Below are 19,200 nucleotides of genomic sequence, written 5' to 3'. Positions count from 1 at the left end.
AAAATTCAGAATAATCTTGTTTGGTAGATTCACCTTGTGATTTGCGAGAGAAAGCAGTAATTCGTAACACTTTATGAGTAATTTTGCTTATCTCTATCCAAACCATAAATTATCCCAATCTCTGGACTGAGCAAGATTTTTCTTCCCCCTGCTCGCTGCCCCTGATTCAATAGTGATGGGATATTAGTCTTCGTTAGCAGTCCCTGATTCTCCTCGCCAAAATGCTAATGGGTTCTGAGTGGGACAGCAATCAGGATAAAATCGCAGGTAAGATTCCATACCAGGTTGTAAAGGAGGCGGCGCAATACCCAATCCCAGGCAGAGGTGAGAGAGCGATCGCGCAAATTGTTCGTGATGACCGGGAGAGCCGACATGAGCATGGGCATATTCATGGACTACTAATCGCAGCCAGTCTGCCGGCACAACTCGTCCCACATCTATCAGGATGGTAATAGGATTTGTCTGAAGATTGCACAGAGCATCAATCCCAAAGGATTGAGCAATGGGAGCAGCAAAAATTTGAATCGTAGGTTGCTCCCAAGGGTGAAAACAATCATGGCAAGCCTGAAGACACTCTTCCAGTTGTTGGTTCACCGCATCAATATGTTCGCAGATCCAGACACACAGAGATTTACGATTTTCTAAATCATACACCACATCTATCATCTCTGCATCAAGGGCTAGACTTCTCACTCCATAGAGATAGTCTAACCCTCGTGTAAAGGGATCTGTGCTGGTGGTGAAGATTAATTTACCAACCGAAGAAGGAGAAGTGTTTTGTGGGTTCAGCCGCATTGTTTATCTGATCGGGAGTCTGATTTGAGAGGTTAGCTTCATCCTGGTTAGAAGGAACCTCTGAAGCATCTGCAACCCGGAATTCGGTACAGAATGTGGCGGTGCTAAAACCACCAAATCTTTTGACTGTACTGCTTCTCATCCGGAGGCTAGGACTCACAAACCAGAATCTCTCAATCGAACTCATGGTTTCATATTCAGTGATCAAGACTAATGCGTCTTCATCATCCATGTGATAGCGTCCTGCAACTGGGACAATTTCCGCATAACCTCGTTCTCGCAGCAGCGATCCTTGACGGGGATTATCAACATCAGGAATCAGAGAAAACACTGTAGAACCTTCATGGTTTTCATCTTCTTTATCCCATCCCATTGCACCCTGCCAAGATACAAAGGCACCACCAATAGCCAACTTGGGGTCAACCTCATGGAGTTGGCAAATCTCGATCACTTTTGGATCGTCGGCAGCAAGGGCTTGAACAATAATCTCAGATTCTCCAGCCTCAGATCTCTTGAAGGCTAGGTGGTGTGTCGTCCGTTGCGATCGCCATTTACCAGTACTTAGTTCAAAAAACTCCATTGCATCCATAACTTAAAAGCAAACTCCAAACAAAAAGTTGAGTATCCCAATTCTTGATCAATTATAAAACTGCAAGCGCCATCCTCATTTCAATAAGGACTAAAGCTGCGTGTCATATTCTTTTCGTAAATATTCTCAAAAGTCAAGGGGCAGAGTAGAGACGCGATTAATCGTGTCTCTTCAAGCAATGTGCTTCTTTGCCCTCAAAACTCAATAATTTAATTCTGAAAGTCCCCTAGCTGCTAGCTGTAGAAGGGAATCGCTGTAGTTTATAAAATGTAAAGATAAACTACAAGAAATTTACATGACTGCGATCGCTGTGAATATCCAAACTGACAAAGACAAGCAACAAACGAGCACCAGTACAAATATCATGCCAGAAACCGAGAAAATTCTCTGTCCTCATTGCCAGCGCACAGCTACAAATGGCATCAAATGTAAGGGAATATGTGTGGCTGACAGCGACTATTAAATCTTTTCTGTTTGATTAAGCAGTCGTTTTTTAGGTACTCGCAGTAGTGAAATACCAATTATTAGTAACCAAACTTCCCACAAAATAAATCCAACAGGAGTAGCTTCTATTACAGGTATTGAGGGAATTACTGTTGATATTAGTTCACTTTGCCCCAACAGCAACAGCGGTGTGGTGAGCAAACCCCACCAGGCTACCCAAGATTTAAATAGTGGTGACGATCGCATTGCGATTCCCACCCCTAGAGTCCAGCCAATCAGTAAGGTTTGTCCTAAATGTTCACCGATTAAGACACCGCCATACTGATGAACTGCCTGATAAACCACACTTACCGCTTCTTTTGTAGCGGTACTAGCATTAGTGTTTGTATAAAGGTTGGCCAAAACCGGAACGACAAACACCCAACGCATCAACCCCAATGCTTGCAAAATACCGGACATAGCACCCATAAATGTTGCTATGGGAAGATAAATTTTATCTTCGCGGGCAAGGGCTAGGTGTAGCATGATACTAGCAGGGATAAATAGTAGCGCTGCCAATCCAAAGGTAAACCAAGTAAGAATCAGCCTGGCTCCGCCTGCGTGAAACTGAGTTAAGACATAGTCAACTGGTTGACGGAGAATATCGTCATACTCAAAGGTTTGAATCAGCAGAATATAAGGAATATTCGACAATACAACTAGAAAAATTAAGAGAATGCCTGTATTACGGACGAGTTGCCAGCGTTTCATCAAACTTTCCTCTAAATACTTGCAGTGGCTATGTAATTTCCAGCAATGCGTTGATATTGCAACAGTAAGGCTTTCTGCTAAAGTATGAAGTGACTCGCCATGCCAAAAAATTGACTCCTCGTGCCAATTTATGCAGGATGCTAGGTTCTCAGTTGCGATCGCGCGGGACATTGTGCAATATGTAGCGGCGCAAGGTGTGGATATTAATCGCTTATACACCGCCGTCAACATCGATCCAGCTTGGCTGGAGAACCCAGATTATCAGGTTTCTGGAGAGGTATTGAAATATCTGTGGCGAGAGTCCGTTAAGCAAACAGGCGATCGCAATTTGGGTTTGCACATTGGGGAATCTTTTAATCTATCTGCTATTGGTATCGTTGGCTATGTCCTGCTGAATTGCCAAACCTACGGACAAGCTTTGGAAAAACTTTCTCAGTACACTCGTCTTTTTAGTCAGGGAGTGGCGATTCACCATACTGTTTCAGCGGGTTGGGTGCATTGTGATTTCGAGATTGTAGATAACTTGAAAAACTATCTCATCGATGAGCCACGACATCCCATTGAAAGTACTTTTGCAGCTCTAGTCACAGCTACACAGCAACTCACCGGAAAACTTCTAGAACCCACGGCTGTTTGGTTTCAACATCCCCATCCCGAAGATTGTTCTGAGCATGAGCGCATTTTTCAAACAAAAGTCCAGTTTTCTCAGCCGACGAATCGAATTATATTTGATGCTAACTGTTTAAACTGGTCAGTGCGATCAGCAAATCCTAATTTGCTATGTGTCTTTGAAAACCATGCCACAGCAATGCTGAAAGCACAACAGCAGGTGCAGAGTTATACCCAAAAAGTCATATTAGCTATTACTCAGCAATTACATGGAGAAGTACCTACCATTGAGGCGATCGCTCGTAGCTTAACGATGAGTGTGCGACAACTCCAACGAGAATTGCAGGGTGAAAATAAATCTTACCAACAGCTTCTAGATGAAACTCGTCAGGAACTTGCTTTGCGATACTTACAAGATAAAGAAACATCAATTCACGATGTTGCATTTCTGCTAGGATTTTCGGAACCCAGTGCTTTTCATCGTGCTTTCAAGCGCTGGACAGGAAAAACACCCGGAAGTTATCGCACCACACAGTGCAAAAACGTTATTAGTTGATGAAGCTTATAGGCCAATACAGGTCAGATCGTTAGTGATTGATTTGTCACTTGTAGAAAAAGCTAGCTCAATTGGGGGATTCTCCCCCAAACCCCCGATTGGGTGACGGTTGCGTCCCCCAAACCCCCTCCAAAATGATTGTTCGGTTTTTTGTTGAGTAACTAGTTTTTTGGTTTTGTTGTCAATTAATTTTATTAACTGAACTGTATTGACTTATAGGCATTTAATAGCAATTCTCCAAAATGAACTACCTACCCTTATTTCGTTTGGGACTTGCGGCGGGACACAACAACATCCAATACTGTGGAATTTGGTTTGGGGAAAAGATGAAAGGGTTCAAGGTTCTTTCTTGCCCCTTTTGCCCTTCACCGACAAGTATTGCAATAACATCTTTCCCATGCCCCATGCCCCATCCCCCATGCCCAAAAACTCCATCCCCAAGGGGATGCAATACTGCTCGGTTAAGGATTTTAAACTCTTAATTTTGTTTGGGAAAAGGTTAAAGGGTAAGGGTTAAAGGTTTTTTCTTGCCCCTTTTACCCTTCCCCTTTTCCCCTTAACCGACAAGTATTGCAAGGGGATGGAGTTTTTCATTTTTTATCTTCCCTGATTAAATTGCTGCCATAATCCTAGGCGCTTATTTTTAGCATTGGCTTCTGCAATTAAAAATTGAGTTTTGGTTTCGTTGCAGAACTCTAAAGATTCCTGATCAACAACTGCATTACCCTCTTCTACTAAACGCAGATTTACTGAGCGATTATCTACATATACTTCACCCAAGGTCTGCCCCTTGTCATCTAAATTGACGCTTCTAATGACAACTCGGGTACTCGGTGGTAGTAGCTGTTTGAGCTTTTTGGCGGCTGCGGAAACATACTGCTGTTTAGTTTCTTTGGGCGTATTAATACAAGCTAATTTAACTGTTTTAGTTTGGCCAGTTTCATCTTTAAAACGAATTGTATTGCTATCTGCTACACTAATTACTGTAGCCAGCACTAACATTAACTCTATTAAATCCATCAATTGTTTAGTATTGTTTTATGCATCAATATTAATTTTATAACCGTAATATCTCATAGATTGTGATTTAACTCACTCTTAAGCGTATCGCTACAGATGGGAAAAGGTTAAAGGTTATCCTTTCCTTTTTCCCATTCCCCATTTTCCCCTTCCCCTATTTTCAACCCCATAATAAGCGTGAAGCCAACCCGATCGCGCCTCCTGCTAAAACCAACCAAGCAGAATTGATTTTGAAGCGGAAAACAGCGATCGCACTCAATATTGCCAAGATAATTGTTAACCAATCTACTAATGTGGCTCGTCCTAATGTGTAGGTGACTCCTGCCATTAACCCTAGAGAAGCGGCATTTACACCATCGAGAAAGCCACTGGCCCAAGGTGATTGGCGTAATTTAGATACCCAGGGATTTACTAACAATACCAACACAAAGGCTGGTAAAAATATACCGATTGTCGCTGCGATCGCCCCAGCATTTCCTGCGAGCAAATAGCCGATAAATGTGGCGGTGGTAAAAACAGGCCCTGGTGTAAACTGTCCGATGGCTACCGCATCCAAAAGCTGCTGTGATGTTAACCAGTGGTTGCGCTCGACTAAATCCCGTTGCAGAAATGCCAGCAATACATAACCACTACCATAAAGAACGCAGCCAATTTTTAGAAAGAAGAAAAAAACGTTAAACCAACCGATTGATGTGATTGCTGCTGTACTACCAACCTGGGCGAAAATGCTAGAAAAAGGTAATAGGAATGCTCCTGTAATATTGCCTCTGGTCTGCCAATTTTTCACTACCATAACGGCGATACCCAGCAAAATCAGCACCAAAATTTCATTTAAGCCAGCGAAGTAGGCTGCGATCGCAATTACTCCAGCAATGATTGTTGGTAAGTCTTTGGCGGCTTTTTTACCCAAATTCCACACAGCCAAGAGCACAATCGCAATAATTACAGGTTTAATTCCATATAGCAGCCATTCCACCTGGGGGATAGTTTGATAGCGAGCATAAATCGCAGCTAATACCCAAACTATCACCATCGCAGGCAGAATAAAGCAGCTACCTGCAACTAGTAAACCAGCCCAGCCAGCTCGTTCATAACCGATGTGAATGGCTAATTCCGTCGAGTTAGGGCCAGGAATTAAATTTGTAATTCCTAGTAAATCCAGCAGTTTCTCCCGACTCATCCATTGACGGCGATTAACTACTTCATTGTCCATCATGGCGATATGAGCAGCCGGGCCACCAAAGGCGATCGTTCCCAATCGCAAAAACACCGTTGCTAGTTGGGTTAATCGCTGCTGTTGTTGTTTGCGAGTCAGAGCATGAAAGGAAACCGCCGCTTCCTCTATCTGAATATTCTCAGTTTCCTCGGTCACTATAGTTTGCTTGATGATTTGATGATGTTGACAGCATCAATATATCGAAATTCGATAACGAGAATCTATATATAAAAGGTTAATTTGTGCTACCATGCCGTTGATTAATAACTACGGTAAGTTTATCAATATTGTGAGGTATGTATTGTCATAGCGATAATTTTTAACACCGAGCTACTTATTCAAATAATTCGCCAAATAATTCTCGGACTTTTTCTTTGGCATCCTCTAGAGTAATTTTTCCTAAATCGGTAGCGCGATAGACTCGTCGGTTTTGTCGCCCCGATCGCTCCTCAACGGAAGATAAATATCCTTTGCGCTCCATATCATGCAACATCGGGTAGAGCGTTCCCGCACTAAGTTTATAGCCGTGATGTGCCAGTTCTTCAATAATACCTAGCCCAAAAATTGGTTTCTTAACTGCATGATGCAGGATGTGAAGTCTAATCAAACTCGAGTAAAACTCTCTTCCATTCATTGGGCAGACTTTTGCAAAACTTAGAATTTTATTTTCGCTTATAGCGCTTGTGTTACATAAATTGCAACAATACAAACTTCCATTGTGCCATCAGCCATACTGAAATTAATTTCATCTCTCTTAGGTTTAGATTATGCCAGCCTCGACTCGATTACCAGGCAAATCGGCTTTATTTGTCAGTGCGTTGTTGGGAAGTGTGATTTTTACTAGCTGTGCTTCGGTTCCACAAACAAGGAGTAAGGCATTACCTCCCAGTACAGGGAATACTGTGAATCAAGCTGCACCCGCTGTTGAAAGTGGCGGTGGATCTCAAAAAGCTGATGCTGCACCAGTACCCCAAACTCGTCCGCAATTAATTAAAAAGGCGGCGATGAATGTAATTGTTAACTCTGTAGATCAAAGTATTGATGCAGTTACCAAAATTATCAATAACAAACAAGGGGACTTAATCGGATTAAACGAATATCAACCAACTAAAGAAAATGCCCGTCATACTGCAGCTATCACCCTGCGAGTACCGCAAAACCAGCTAGACTCAACTCTCAACGAACTAGCTAAATTGGGTACAGTAGAAAATCGTAATATTACGGCAGAAGATGTCAGCAATCAACTTGTAGATGTCCAAGCTCGATTAAGTAATCTAAGGAAAACAGAAGCTAATTTGCAAAAAATTATGGATCGTTCTGGTTCCGTTAGAGATGTATTAAGTGTTGCTCAAGAACTAAGTAATGTGCGGCAATCAATTGAGCAAATTGATGCTCAATTAAAAAATCTTCAAAATCAAGTTGCCTACTCGACTATTACTTTAAACTTGGAAGCGGCAGTTTCTAGCAGCAGTCAAGGGCGGGGTTTAGGTTCACAAATTCAGGAAACCTGGAATAACTCTAGCCAGTCTGTTGGGGAATTTACCGTTGGTTTGCTGAAGTTGGGTATTTGGTTGATGGTATACAGCCCTTACTTGTTGATTTTGGCTGCGGCTATCTATGGTTTGAACCGTTGGCGACGCAATTCACAACCTGTAAGACCAACACCATCCACAGAAAATTATGAGTAAACAACTGAGGTTTAAGGCAAAAACAACTCTGGGTAGCAACAGTTTAATGCAGCTATTTTTACTAAGCAATTAGTTAACTACTTAAATAATCAAAGTCTTATGTTTTTGATTCAAAAACTACCTAGTACAAGTCGGCGTAAATCAACAGACCATCTGTAATTGCCAAAAGGCTTGTGCTATAACTATTCTTTCTTTTTACTTTTGACTCCTGCGGAGTTCGCCAGTTGCTTTATGCCGACGGCACTTCCTTCAAGTCGGCAAAGCCGCCCAACGGAGTGCCTTGGGAACCCGTCCACCGCACTGGCTCACTTTTTACTTTTGCCTTGTTGTACTAGAGTTTGGTGCTGATGCGTTACGCTATCGCTAACGCATCCTACGTGAACTTAAAAAATCAAATAAGAGTCCTATATTCTCTATTGGTTTTCTTGATAGCTTCCTGTTGTTAATTCCTGATTGATTACTAGAGTTACTCAGCCTCAGTTGTAATTATTAAGATTGTACCAATTAACACGAAATAATTAGGCGCAGGAATGCCAAGATCAAAAAAGGACGACCAATGCTATTGACAGTACTATGCCAGAAATACACCAATCAATTGCTCAGCACTACCACGAACGTACTAAATATGACCCTGAGACTCTGTCTGCAAAAAGCCAGAGGTTAGATTGGGCTAAACAACCAGTACCGTTTAAAGAATACAGAATTGGCTCGTCTTTTGATCTCAAACCCTACATTCTCGAAAATACCTCAGTTCCTGACACTGCAAATGCTCAATGGTGGCAAAGAATTTCTCGGTTACTGTTTCGTAGTTATGGACTAACAGCGAAAATGCCTTCTATGGGTAGCGCTGTATATTTACGTTCTGCGCCTAGTGCGGGTGGATTGTACCCAGCTGAAGTGTATATAGTTTCCCGAGGAACGGAGTTGTTACCACCAGGGCTATATAACTACCAATGTCGGAGTCATTCGCTGATGCATTATTGGGAACGCGATGTGTGGACTGCTTTACAAGAAGCTTGTTTTTGGCACCCTTCCTTAGAAAATACGCAAATCGCAATTGTGATTACTGCAGTATTTTACCGTTCTGCTTGGCGATATGAAGACCGCGCCTATCGCCGCATCTTTTTAGATACAGGACATCTGCTAGGTAATATCGAGTTAGCTGCAGCAGTCAATGACTATCGTCCCCATTTAATTGGCGGTTTTGTGGATGAAGCTATCAACGATTTACTTTATATCGATCCACAACAAGAAGGTGCGATCGCAGTTTTACCTCTGGCAGACTTATTAGATATCAAACAAAATTTACCACCGGGAAGAACAGCACTACCTTCAGCGACCGAAACCCATTATCCTCATATTCCTGATGGTCATTTACTCAAATATTTTCATCGCCAAACTCAAATCCAATCCGGTACAACTGGCAAACTCAATCTACCAGCAGTTAAACAAGAAAAGTCCCTTGAGGATAAATATAACTTCCCCTTCTGTCTGAAAATTCCCACAGCTACCACGCCAGTTGAGTGGGGAAATAAGCTAGTAGAACTGGAAAACACCATGCACAAGCGGCGTTCTACCCGCGCTTATAGTGGTGAAGATATCACCTTTGATGAACTCAAAGCCTTACTCGATTTCACATATCAACCGCAAAATTACATTTACCAAAGCTTAGATCCAGCCCCCGACTACTTTGACTTGAATTTAATCGAAACCTTTATTGCTGTGTGTGGAGTCAAGCGGCTAGAAGACGGCTGTTACTACTACGCACCCAAAGCCCAAGAATTACGCCAAATTCGCTTTAAAAACTTCCGCAGAGAGTTACACTACCTTTGCTTGGGGCAAGATTTAGGGCGAGATGCTGCAGCCGTAGTATTTCATACCGCAGATCTCAAATCCGCGATCGCTCAATATGGCGATCGCGTTTACCGTTATTTACACATGGATGCTGGACATTTAGGGCAACGGCTCAATTTGGCGGCTACTCAACTCAATGTTGGTGTTAGCGGTATCGGTGGCTTTTTTGACGATCAAGTCAATGATGTTTTAGGTATTCCTATCGAAGAAGCAGTTCTATACATTACAACTTTGGGAAGATCTCGTTAATTTTGACGATTGGGAATCATTAATCAATCTAGGTACCTTTTTGAAGGTTTTTGATGTGTTACGGCTTCCGCCTAACACATCCTACTGGACTGACACAGCTAAAATGTTGCAATAATTTTTCTTGTGGGGTGGACATCTTGTCCGCCCTGGACGGGTGAGACACCCATCCCACAAGAGTTTTTTATGCACTATTTAGCCTTGTCACGCCACTACTTAAGATTTACTCAGCACTAACATCATAACTGCTCAGAAACTTTTGCGGCGATGCACTAGCGATCGCTCTTCATTGACGCTGCAATCAATCTGAATCTCGTTACAAAAATTAACTATTGGCTGCTAGTAATTTTGCAGGGATAATATTATTTCTCTAAGTGACAATCTCATCTCTAGGACTCCTATTTGATTTTTGTGAAGCTAGAACACCGATTCTCTATTTAGCAATCCATAGTAACCTGCATTTCTCACAAGCAGGAGATATAGCAGATGTAGGTTGGTTTAAGCGCAACCCAACATGAATATGGAAAACTTAACCTATATTTTGGTGATAAATTTGAGAGTAAATAGTAGTGTGGAATGAAGATTCTCGTTCTACCAATTCTCTCAATTCAATGACAGATCCAAACTCAAAAAATCTTTTGTTATCGGGTTTTGCTAATTTTGAATTTTGAATTTATATTATACATCTATTCCCAGTTTCGCTGTTCCCTGCCTTCACCAATAATTTCAAGAATCAAATCAGTCAACTTTTTTATATACAAGCACTAATGCTGTTACCTGATAATGAAAGACAACGACTAGAATTACTCTATCAATATCGGATTTTAGATACAGAAAGAGAAGAATTTTTTGATGAACTTACGCAGTTGGCTGCGGATTTATGCGAGATGCCAATTGCAATGATTAGTTTAGTCGATGCTGAACGTGAATGGTTTAAATCTAAAGTTGGCATCAATCAAGCTGAAGTGCCGCGTAGGTTTGCTTTTGGTAATTACACAATTCTCGAAAGTCAAAAATTGATAATTCCAGACATATTGGAAGATGAGAGATTTATCAAAAATCCGCTTGTGACTTCTGAACCTTATTGTCGCAGTTATCTAGGAGTTCCTTTGATTGCCGCAGATGACTTAGCTATAGGTAGCTTTTGTGTAATTGATATTGTACCTCGTCAATTCACTTTGCAACAGCAAGCAATCTTGCAAAAATTAGCGAAACAAGTAGTTAGGTCTTTAGAATTACATCGAGATAAAACTACTAATTATCAACAAAAAATGATTAATCTCTTATTCCGAAATCATCCTAATCCTATGTGGGTGTATGACGGAAATACACTGAAATTTTTGGATGTTAACGAAGCAGCCGCTATTCATTATGGTTACTCTCGTAAAGAGTTATTAAGAATGCATGTTACTGAAATAGATTTATCAGAAGACGTGCGTTTATTACAGAAATGTTTAGTTCACAAAAATAGTAAATTTAGCTTTTCAGGAGAAGCTAAACATCGTCTTAAAAATGGCAATATTATTGATGTTGAAGTGGTTAAACACGCCATAGAATATGATGGTAAATACGCTTGCTTAGTTTATAACCGCGATATTACAGAACGGAAAAAAACTGAACAGGCAATTAAAACTCAACTGGAACGAGAGCATTTAATGCGAACTGTTTCTGGAAGAATTCGCCACTCTTTGAATCTCCAAGATATACTCAATGCCACGGTGCAAGAGGTACGAGACATACTTCAAGTCGATCGAGTCATAGTTTTTCGCTTTGCTGCAGATATGAGTGGTACAATTGTTGCCGAATCAGTAGAAAATGGCTGGACTGCTTGTATTGGTGTAGAGATAGAAGATACCTGTTTTCAAACAGGTATAGGATTGGAGTGTTATCAAGGCCGTAACAAAGCGATCGCAAATATTTACGAAGCCGGATTTACTGATTGCTATATTAAGATGTTAGAACAGTTTGAAGTCAAAGCAAGTTTAGTAGTACCAATCCTCTTGCAGGTAAGTGAGGACAATCCTAGCTCTAGCTTCTGGGGTTTATTAGTGGCGCACCAATGTTCTCATCCTCGCACCTGGGAAGAACATCAAATAGATTTACTCGATCAACTGACTGTGCCAATTGCGATCGCCATTCAACAATCTAGCATTTTACAGCAAGCTCAGATAGAAATTTCTCAGAGACAGCAAGCTGAAGTTAAGCTAAGAAGCGCATTGGCAGAAAAAGAAGTGTTGCTCAAAGAGATTCATCATCGAGTTAAAAATAATTTACAAATTGTCTCTAGCCTATTGCAACTTCAATCTCAAACCCTCGACTCCCAAGAAGCTATTAAAGTCCTCAGAGAAAGCCAAAATCGCATTGATTCTATATCTTTAATTCATAAAAACTTATATACAGCACCAAATATTGGACAACTTGATGTTGCTGAATATATCGATAATTTAGCAACTAATTTGTTAATTTCTTATCAAATAGAACCTGCCAAAATTAGTTTAGAAACTTATATAGATGCAGTGAGCTTGAATATTGATCAAGCAATTGCCTGTGGCTTAATTATCAACGAATTAATTTCCAACGCTCTTAAGCACGCTTTTACGAACCAGCAAGTAGGCAATATTATTATCAGCTTGCATAATCTCGCAAATACCATAGAAATGGTAGTGCAAGATGATGGGATTGGTTTACCAAATGATTTTGATTTAAGAAATACTAACTCACTAGGGCTTTCGTTAGTTTATGATTTAGCCACTGCTCAATTAGAAGGCACTATTAGTGTAGATAATGCGCGGGGAACATTATTCAAAATCCAATTTCCACAATTAACTTTATAGTAGTAAATCTCAAATGGTTAATGTGAGGGTTTTAATTGTAGAAGATGAAGTGATTGTGGCTAGAACTATTGCTAGCCAACTGAGTCAACTTGGTTATATTGTTACGGGTACAGCTTCTTCAGGGAATATTGCCATTGCCAAGGCTTTAGAAATTAAACCAGATATTGTGTTAATGGATATTATTCTTAAAGGGGAAATGGATGGTATTGCTGCCTCTAGTTATATCCGGGAACAATTAGATATTCCAGTCATTTTTCTCACAGCCTATGGCGATGCTAATACTTTAGAACGGGCAAAAATTACTCAGCCTTTTGGGTATATTGTTAAACCATTTACAATTAAAGATTTACAAATAGCGATAGAAATAGCCCTATTAAAATATCAGCTAGAATGTGAACTTAGAGAAAATCGGGATCAATTAGCAACTTTGCTAAACTCCATGAGTGATGCAGTGATTGCTACTGACGATCGCGGAATTATTACATTTATGAATCCCGCATCGGAAAAATTGACTGGCTGGTGTAAAGAAGAAGCATTAGGAAATGACATAACAAAGATTTTTCGGTTAATCGATGATGTGATTAACGCCACAATAGAAAACTCTGTAACCAGAGCGCTGCAAGAGCAAAAAGTTGTTTCTTCAGGAGATTATACTTCTCTAATTGCCAAAGATGGTAAAAAAATACCGATTGGCGATAAAGCTTCACCGTTGATGCGAAGGGCAAATCAAATCAGTGGTGTAGTGTTAGTTTTTTGGGATCTCAGTGCTAAACGTGAAACAGAATTGCTTAAGCAAGCTTTAGAAAAAGAGCAAGAAGTTAATCGTCTCAAATCTTTATTTATCTCTACTGTCTCTCATGAATTCCGTAATCCCTTAACAGTAATTCAAACCGCAGTTGAGTTGATTGATCTCAAAGGAGCAAATTTACCAGATGCTAAAAGAACAACCTACGTCAAGCGCATTCTCACTGCTGTGCAAACCATGAAGCATCTCATGGATGACGTACTATTCATGGGTAGGGCTGAAGCTGGAAAACTTTTGTTTAACCCTGTTCCCTTAAACTTGTATAAATTCTGCCAAGAAATCATTGAAGAATTTACAATTGTTGAAGGTAGTAACCATGAATTTGTCTTTACTTGCGAAAGTCAAACTACAGATGCTGTAATGGACGAACGTCTCTTGCATTACATCTTAGGAAATATACTTTCCAATGCAGTTAAATATTCGCCAGAAGGTGGCAGAATCCAACTGCATCTTACATGCGATTCTTTGGCAGGCATAGCTACTTTTGAAATTCAAGACCAAGGAATTGGTATTCCCGAAATAGACTATAGTAAACTTTTTGAATCATTTTATCGAGCTTCTAATGTCAAATTAACCCAAGGAAACGGACTAGGTTTAGTAATTGTTAAAAAGTCAGTAGAAGCTCACAAGGGCCAAATTAGTTTCACCAGTCAAGTTGGTGTTGGTACTAAATTTACAGTGAATTTGCCCTTAAATGCTGAATTATCTTCAATGAATGAAAATGAGTAATGGGGAATGGGGGGAATGGGGAATGGGGAATGGGGAATGGGGAATGGGGAATGGGGAATGGGGAATGGGTAATAGATATTTCTCCCCTGCTTCCTCTGCTCCCTACCTGCCTACTAAGGTTCCTGCGTTACACCGCCCACAACTGGCTTCACACTCTCTCCGGAAAATGGATTGGTACCACCACTCCAGTTAAAGTCACTAATGCGGAAACTAATACCGCCTAATTGCAGTACTGGATTGTAACGTAAAGTCAGCCCGTAGGTGCGGCGGCTATATTCCAGAATGTAATCTGTACTACTTTCTCTTCCTGTATCTAAGTTGACTGATGTCTGGAAACCTAGGCGGAATGGGCCATAGATTTGCTGGGTAATTCCTGCACTCAACACTCTAGTATCAACAGCGCGATCAAATAAGAAAGGTGATAACCCACTGTTGAAACCTTGGGAATAGCTGACATTAAAGGCGGTATAGTCGAAAAAAGGGCGTGAAAAATGACCAATTTGCCCTTCTAAACCAATTGTGCCAATGAGGGTGCTTTGGTTATCGCCGTTAGTGTAGTAACTAGTAGTGCCTGTAATACCAGCGATCGCTCGCAAGTAAGGAACCACGGGGTTAGGTGTGTATCGTAAGCCTGCAGTGGCAGTGGGGGGTAAGGGTTGCCCTTGCCATAGCAACAAACCTCCACTCAGGGCCACACTCCCTTGCAAGCGACCGAGGGAAATGCGATCGTTGTCTCGATCCACAGCTAACAAGTCGAGTCTATCTGTATTAGCGTTAATATATTGAGCGCCTGCTTGATAGCTCAGGACAATACCACTGTTACCTAGAGGAATGATTGGCGAACTCACCACACCGCCCAAGCTACTTTGCACAGTTTGATAGCCAAGTGTACCGTTATAAAGGCGATCGCGGTAGCTGTATTCTAAATTCAAGATATGAGGATTTTGATTGCCTAATTGCTGGCGTAAACGCAGGCTGGCTTTGAGGTTATCTTCTACTTTACTGAGGTTAAAACTGGTTAATTCTCCATTGCCCTCAATTACAGCTTTGGGATTCAAATTCACGCTCAGTCTGCTTCTGAGACCAAACAAAGCGCTTAGATCACCAGTGCCATCTTGTACGGCTTTCTGCACAAAAAACTGTGGCGAAATTGTCCAGCGTGTCTTATCTGTACTTACAACATCAAAACCACGCTCAAGATACAAGCCACCTCGTTGATCACCATCAAAACCTGGGGAAACAATTGCGGGAGTCACTTCCCGTTCCCGGCGGTCAATCCGCTGCTGATCGCGGGGAATACCAACAGCAAAGTTTTGATCGAAAACTAACCGTGCTCCCTGACTTTTAACGTTATCTACTAAGGGCGATTCTCGGCTTAACGTGACGTTAGATGCCCGTAAGACTAGTTCCGGGGGTGAAAAGGGGTCGTTAGTGATCCTGACATCTTGCGCTTGCCAGCCGCGTGGGTAAAAATCAATATTTTCCGCTTCAAAACGCAGCCGCTTAATTATACCCCCCGATTTAGGTGGAGGAATATTGCTCGCACCCGATCTACCGCCGACGGTGACATCAATTCCGCCTGGACTGTTGACATTAGAAACCGGTTGATTGGCGCGAATGTGATCGCTAGGCGGACGCGGTGAAACTCCTCCAGCCGTCACATCTGTGGGTAAAAATGCCACATCTTGTTCCACTGTGGGCATATAAATTTCGCCGCGACCTTTTTGTAGTTGCCCACTATCTTGAATAAAGTTATATGTAAACCTTTGTCCTCGCAACACCTGATCGCCCCGTGTTAAGGCGACATTACCCTCTCCCACGGCAATCAAGTTGTCTAAATTGATTTGTAGGCGATCGGCATCAACTACAGCCCCATCAAACCGGACTACCACATTTCCTTCCGCAGTCACAATCCGGCGTTGGTCGTCAAATACTTGGCGATCGGAAATGACTTCTACAGTTCTCGGTCGAGGCGGTGTATTGGTAGGGGGAGTTGTATTTGCTGGTTGAGTTGGTTGTTGATTTGTCGTTTCACCTTGAGGCGCTGTTGTGGGCTGGCTGGGGGTGGGAAGAGTTGGCGCAGGAGAGGTAAATTCTATAGCTGAAGGCACTGCGGAGCCGTTTGTCGGGCTGCGAGACTTAAACTCAATCGTATTTTGTACGAGTTGCGGCGGTTGCTGGATGTTTTGGGCAACTGTTGTGGGTGCAGCTGGTGTCTTGCTAGGCTGTGCTACTTGAGCAGAGGGGAATGAGCCTTGATTGTTTGTAGCGTTAGGTGCAGGGAAATTTTCCTTGTTGATGGCGTTAGGTGCAATCGCATCCCCTATATTTAAGCGATCGCTCTCATTTTGCTGTGGGTAAGCAATGCCCATCGGCTCCCCTAATAACGCCGCACTCATTGGCGCATTCGGGGGCGACAAGTCCGGTGGAACAGTTTTTAGTGGATTTGGTTGATGGAGATTTGGAGAAACTACTAATTTTTCCCGCGTCAACTTGTTGGCATCGGGCTGAGGTTGAGATTTTTCCCCCACAGTTGGAGGCTGCGGCGTTGCTTGTTGCGGCTGGGATTTCTCTGAATTTGACTGCTTACCAGTATCGGCTGCTACAGATAATTTGAACTTAGTATCAATAGCAGATGCGGTAGGATTTGCAGGTTGTAACGCTTCCGCCACGGGAGGCAGAGCGGGAGGCAGGACGGGATGAAGCATATTTCAGCACAATCAAGCAAACAAATAGCCAATTAGTAGCCGGAAGGAGAATACACCTATTGCCTTCCGACTATGCCTTCTGCCTATTTGCAGCAAGCTGGCCGGAGATGGACACTTTTGCACTACAAGAATCCGCCAGGAGGGCTTCCTGTTGGACAAAATTTAGGGTTCCCTCCTTTGTAGCAAATGCCGTTAGCTTTGACTATTTATTGATGTGTCTGGGCAGTGAGAGATTAACCTCAAAACCGAATCTACAACATAGATTAGCCAACTGGCGTGGGGAACCCCATAGCAAGTGTCCATAGCTTCTGGTGTCTTCCGCCTTCCGGCAATTCTACGCGGATGAGCGATCGCGTTTTTACTCGAAATCCCGACGACCGGGGTTACGAGCTGGATCGTTAGACAAGAATCCCAAAACGAAGATAGTCACAAAGAAGGCAACAACAATATAAACAACGATTTTTAAAGTAAGCATCAGAGATATCTCCAAAAGGTATGAGAAACAGCAAATCTCTCTCTCGGTATCTGCTATGCAGAAAAGATAGCTCCTTTATATTACCCAAATCTCGTACCTTTTTTGGAGGACTCTATTGAGACAGGTCGAGTATTTGTTTTTGCTGTTGTTGTCTATCTATCTTTGAGATATTCCCAATCAAGAACTTGTGGACTCGCTACTCTTGTGACGTTGGCTCACGGTTTAGGTTTCCAGTTGTAGACAAAAAAGTTGTTTGGTGTTGGGTAATTGGTAATAATAATTTCTCCCCTCATCTCCCTCATCTCCCTCATCCCCTAACCTCCACCCCCTCACCCATGCGGCTTTTAATCACTTTTGCAGGTATACCTACAGCTACAGAAAAGGGAGGAATATCTTTGCTCACAACTGCGCCTGCACCAATGACGCTGCCTTTACCGATAGTGACTCCATCTAATACAGTGACTCCATGCCCTAACCAACAGTTATCCTCAATGACGATTCCCTGGCGGCTGATCCCTTGGTTTCTGATTGGCTCAATTGGATCGGCAAAATTGTGATTATTCGCATATATTCCCGAGTGGGATGCAATCATGCAGTGTTTGCCAATTCTAATATCCCCAGGGCCAGCAATACACACATTCGGGCCAATGAATGTTTCATCATCAATATATATAGAAGTATTATCCAAAGAACCAATATCTACATTGCGCTCAATTGCGACTTTATTTCCTAAATAAATTCTATTGTTGTTGCCTCTAGCATCTATCCGCACACCTTTAAAGATAAATACATTCTTGCCGATTTCAATGCAATCAGTGCTAATAAATTCCACACCATTTTGAATATAAACCGGACTATCTAAGCGAGCAAAGATACTGCGATAAGCAAAATTTCGTAACTTTGGTCCTAGTAGCAGTGCAGGAATTTCTCCTAGTAAGGTTGTGACAATAATTTCCTCTAAGCGCTGAATTTTGGCAAAATATTGCTGATTTTTCATAGTTAAATTTGTCTCGAATAGATTTTTTTTGACTCGTCAAGATAATTTGTCGTTAATAGATTTCGGGTTATACCAATGCCATTTATCTTGAATATTTCTCAATCGCAGTGTTGCCATAGTTTTGAGCAACAAAAATGCATATTAAGTAGTTAGCTCTCAAAAACCGACTACATAGACTGCACAATTGGTTTAGTGAAGAGGAATATGCTGATTAAGCATTAGCCAATATATTGCTGATTTCTAGTTGCTTAATTTCAAAACTTAGTTGTAGCGAAATGCTATGCAATACTCAAGCTATAGCCAAGTATTAATGTTAACAAAATTACATTTTTTGATAAAAATAGAATTCCTATGGAATGTTTTCATCCTAGTGCTTCATTTCATCTCATTAATTTTGCGGCGCTGTGAGATCCCCGACTTATTCAAGAAGTCGGGGATCTAAAAACTCATCAAAATTCATGGGAAAGACCACTAGATTGAGGATTTCTATATAGCCAAGCTAGCAAAATTTACATTTTGCTCAAAATGTAATTATTGTTAAATAATTATGAGTATTTATGCCCTAGTAAAAACCGCCTAGGGTGGAGTGTCTCCGACTTCAGCCATCACATTAAAATTAACCATCGGTGCAAACAAGTAAGCGCTTCCCCGACTATTATGACGGCTTTCTTGCAACGAATTTCTAGAGTATGCTGCTCTAATCATGTTGCACACAGATGTTACGTACAAAACAAATCACTCTTGCTATTATATGAGTGGCTTTTGACAACAAGTGACCATCAATATAACACATTTTCTTTTTTATGGGTCGCTATAATAAATTAATTGGTTCCTCTAACTCGTGCTAAAAAAATAACAATATTAAGCTGTTATTTTTATTTGCTC

Annotated in this window: 15 protein-coding genes; 6 read left to right on the top strand and 9 right to left on the bottom strand. The window is 41.5% G+C overall.

Features of this window, described 5'->3' with window-relative positions:
• Window positions 1–183: 183 nt before the first annotated feature.
• Both HG267_RS15210 and HG267_RS15205 read right to left on the bottom strand, forming a co-directional pair.
• Window positions 184–795: a hypothetical protein gene (locus tag HG267_RS15210; protein WP_045872078.1), complete on the bottom strand. Its 612-nt coding sequence runs from the start codon at window positions 793–795 to the stop codon at window positions 184–186.
• Window positions 752–1,384, bottom strand: a complete 633-nt coding sequence (locus HG267_RS15205) for a phycobiliprotein lyase (protein WP_045872079.1) — start codon at window positions 1,382–1,384, stop codon at window positions 752–754. Before HG267_RS15205 ends, HG267_RS15210 begins: the two co-directional genes overlap by 44 nt.
• Window positions 1,385–1,679: 295 nt before the next feature.
• On the opposite strand from HG267_RS15205, the gene HG267_RS15200 reads away from it, so the two are divergent.
• Window positions 1,680–1,847 carry a hypothetical protein gene (locus tag HG267_RS15200; protein ID WP_168161005.1) on the top strand — a complete coding sequence of 56 codons (168 nt, stop codon included), beginning with the start codon at window positions 1,680–1,682 and terminating at the stop codon, window positions 1,845–1,847.
• On the opposite strand, the gene HG267_RS15195 is transcribed toward HG267_RS15200, so the two are convergent.
• Window positions 1,844–2,578, bottom strand: a complete 735-nt coding sequence (locus HG267_RS15195) for a DUF4386 domain-containing protein (RefSeq protein WP_045872080.1) — start codon at window positions 2,576–2,578, stop codon at window positions 1,844–1,846. The genes HG267_RS15200 and HG267_RS15195 overlap by 4 nt on opposite strands.
• A gap of 130 nt (window positions 2,579–2,708) precedes the next feature.
• Between HG267_RS15195 and HG267_RS15190 the strand changes: the two genes are divergently transcribed.
• Window positions 2,709–3,743, top strand: coding sequence for an AraC family transcriptional regulator (locus HG267_RS15190; RefSeq protein WP_045872081.1), 1,035 nt, complete (start codon window positions 2,709–2,711; stop codon window positions 3,741–3,743).
• A gap of 597 nt (window positions 3,744–4,340) precedes the next feature.
• Here the strand turns inward: HG267_RS15190 and HG267_RS15185 are convergent.
• The 3 genes from HG267_RS15185 to HG267_RS15175 all read right to left on the bottom strand — a co-directional run bounded on the left by HG267_RS15185 (window position 4,341) and on the right by HG267_RS15175 (window position 6,613).
• On the bottom strand, window positions 4,341–4,763 hold the full coding sequence (locus HG267_RS15185) for a thermonuclease family protein (RefSeq protein WP_045872082.1): 423 nt from the start codon (window positions 4,761–4,763) through the stop codon (window positions 4,341–4,343).
• Between the two features lie 160 nt (window positions 4,764–4,923).
• Window positions 4,924–6,135, bottom strand: coding sequence for a chromate transporter (locus HG267_RS15180; protein WP_045872083.1), 1,212 nt, complete (start codon window positions 6,133–6,135; stop codon window positions 4,924–4,926).
• Between the two features lie 178 nt (window positions 6,136–6,313).
• Window positions 6,314–6,613: a PadR family transcriptional regulator gene (locus tag HG267_RS15175; protein WP_045872084.1), complete on the bottom strand. Its 300-nt coding sequence runs from the start codon at window positions 6,611–6,613 to the stop codon at window positions 6,314–6,316.
• A 133-nt stretch (window positions 6,614–6,746) separates the two neighbouring features.
• Between HG267_RS15175 and HG267_RS15170 the strand changes: the two genes are divergently transcribed.
• The 4 genes from HG267_RS15170 (at window position 6,747) to HG267_RS15155 (ending at window position 14,135) form a co-directional block, all read left to right on the top strand.
• A complete protein-coding gene (locus tag HG267_RS15170; RefSeq protein ID WP_045872085.1) occupies window positions 6,747–7,667 on the top strand; it encodes a DUF4349 domain-containing protein in 921 nt (306 codons plus the stop codon).
• Window positions 7,668–8,240: 573 nt separating this feature from the next.
• Window positions 8,241–9,770 (top strand): SagB/ThcOx family dehydrogenase, encoded by a 1,530-nt coding sequence (locus tag HG267_RS15165; protein WP_045872086.1) that lies wholly within the window; start codon window positions 8,241–8,243, stop codon window positions 9,768–9,770.
• A gap of 764 nt (window positions 9,771–10,534) precedes the next feature.
• Complete coding sequence (locus tag HG267_RS15160) at window positions 10,535–12,601, top strand: GAF domain-containing protein (RefSeq protein WP_045872087.1); 2,067 nt, start codon at window positions 10,535–10,537, stop codon at window positions 12,599–12,601.
• 13 nt (window positions 12,602–12,614) lie between these two features.
• The gene (locus HG267_RS15155) at window positions 12,615–14,135 is read left to right on the top strand and encodes a hybrid sensor histidine kinase/response regulator (protein WP_045872088.1); all 1,521 of its coding nucleotides are present in this window, start codon (window positions 12,615–12,617) and stop codon (window positions 14,133–14,135) included.
• A 113-nt stretch (window positions 14,136–14,248) separates the two neighbouring features.
• Here the strand turns inward: HG267_RS15155 and HG267_RS15150 are convergent, their stop codons facing one another.
• The 3 genes from HG267_RS15150 to HG267_RS15140 all read right to left on the bottom strand — a co-directional run bounded on the left by HG267_RS15150 (window position 14,249) and on the right by HG267_RS15140 (window position 18,315).
• On the bottom strand, window positions 14,249–16,843 hold the full coding sequence (locus HG267_RS15150) for a DUF3769 domain-containing protein (RefSeq protein ID WP_045872089.1): 2,595 nt from the start codon (window positions 16,841–16,843) through the stop codon (window positions 14,249–14,251).
• Between the two features lie 358 nt (window positions 16,844–17,201).
• Window positions 17,202–17,318 (bottom strand): photosystem II reaction center protein I, encoded by a 117-nt coding sequence (locus tag HG267_RS15145; RefSeq protein ID WP_071989442.1) that lies wholly within the window; start codon window positions 17,316–17,318, stop codon window positions 17,202–17,204.
• A 307-nt stretch (window positions 17,319–17,625) separates the two neighbouring features.
• Complete coding sequence (locus tag HG267_RS15140) at window positions 17,626–18,315, bottom strand: acyltransferase (protein WP_045872090.1); 690 nt, start codon at window positions 18,313–18,315, stop codon at window positions 17,626–17,628.
• Between the last annotated feature and the right edge of the window lie 885 nt (window positions 18,316–19,200).

The sequence above is a fragment of the Tolypothrix sp. PCC 7601 genome, assembly GCF_025677855.1.
GTDB lineage: Bacteria > Cyanobacteriota > Cyanobacteriia > Cyanobacteriales > Nostocaceae > Aulosira > Aulosira diplosiphon.
This window is presented reverse-complemented; position numbering and strand designations above follow the sequence as displayed.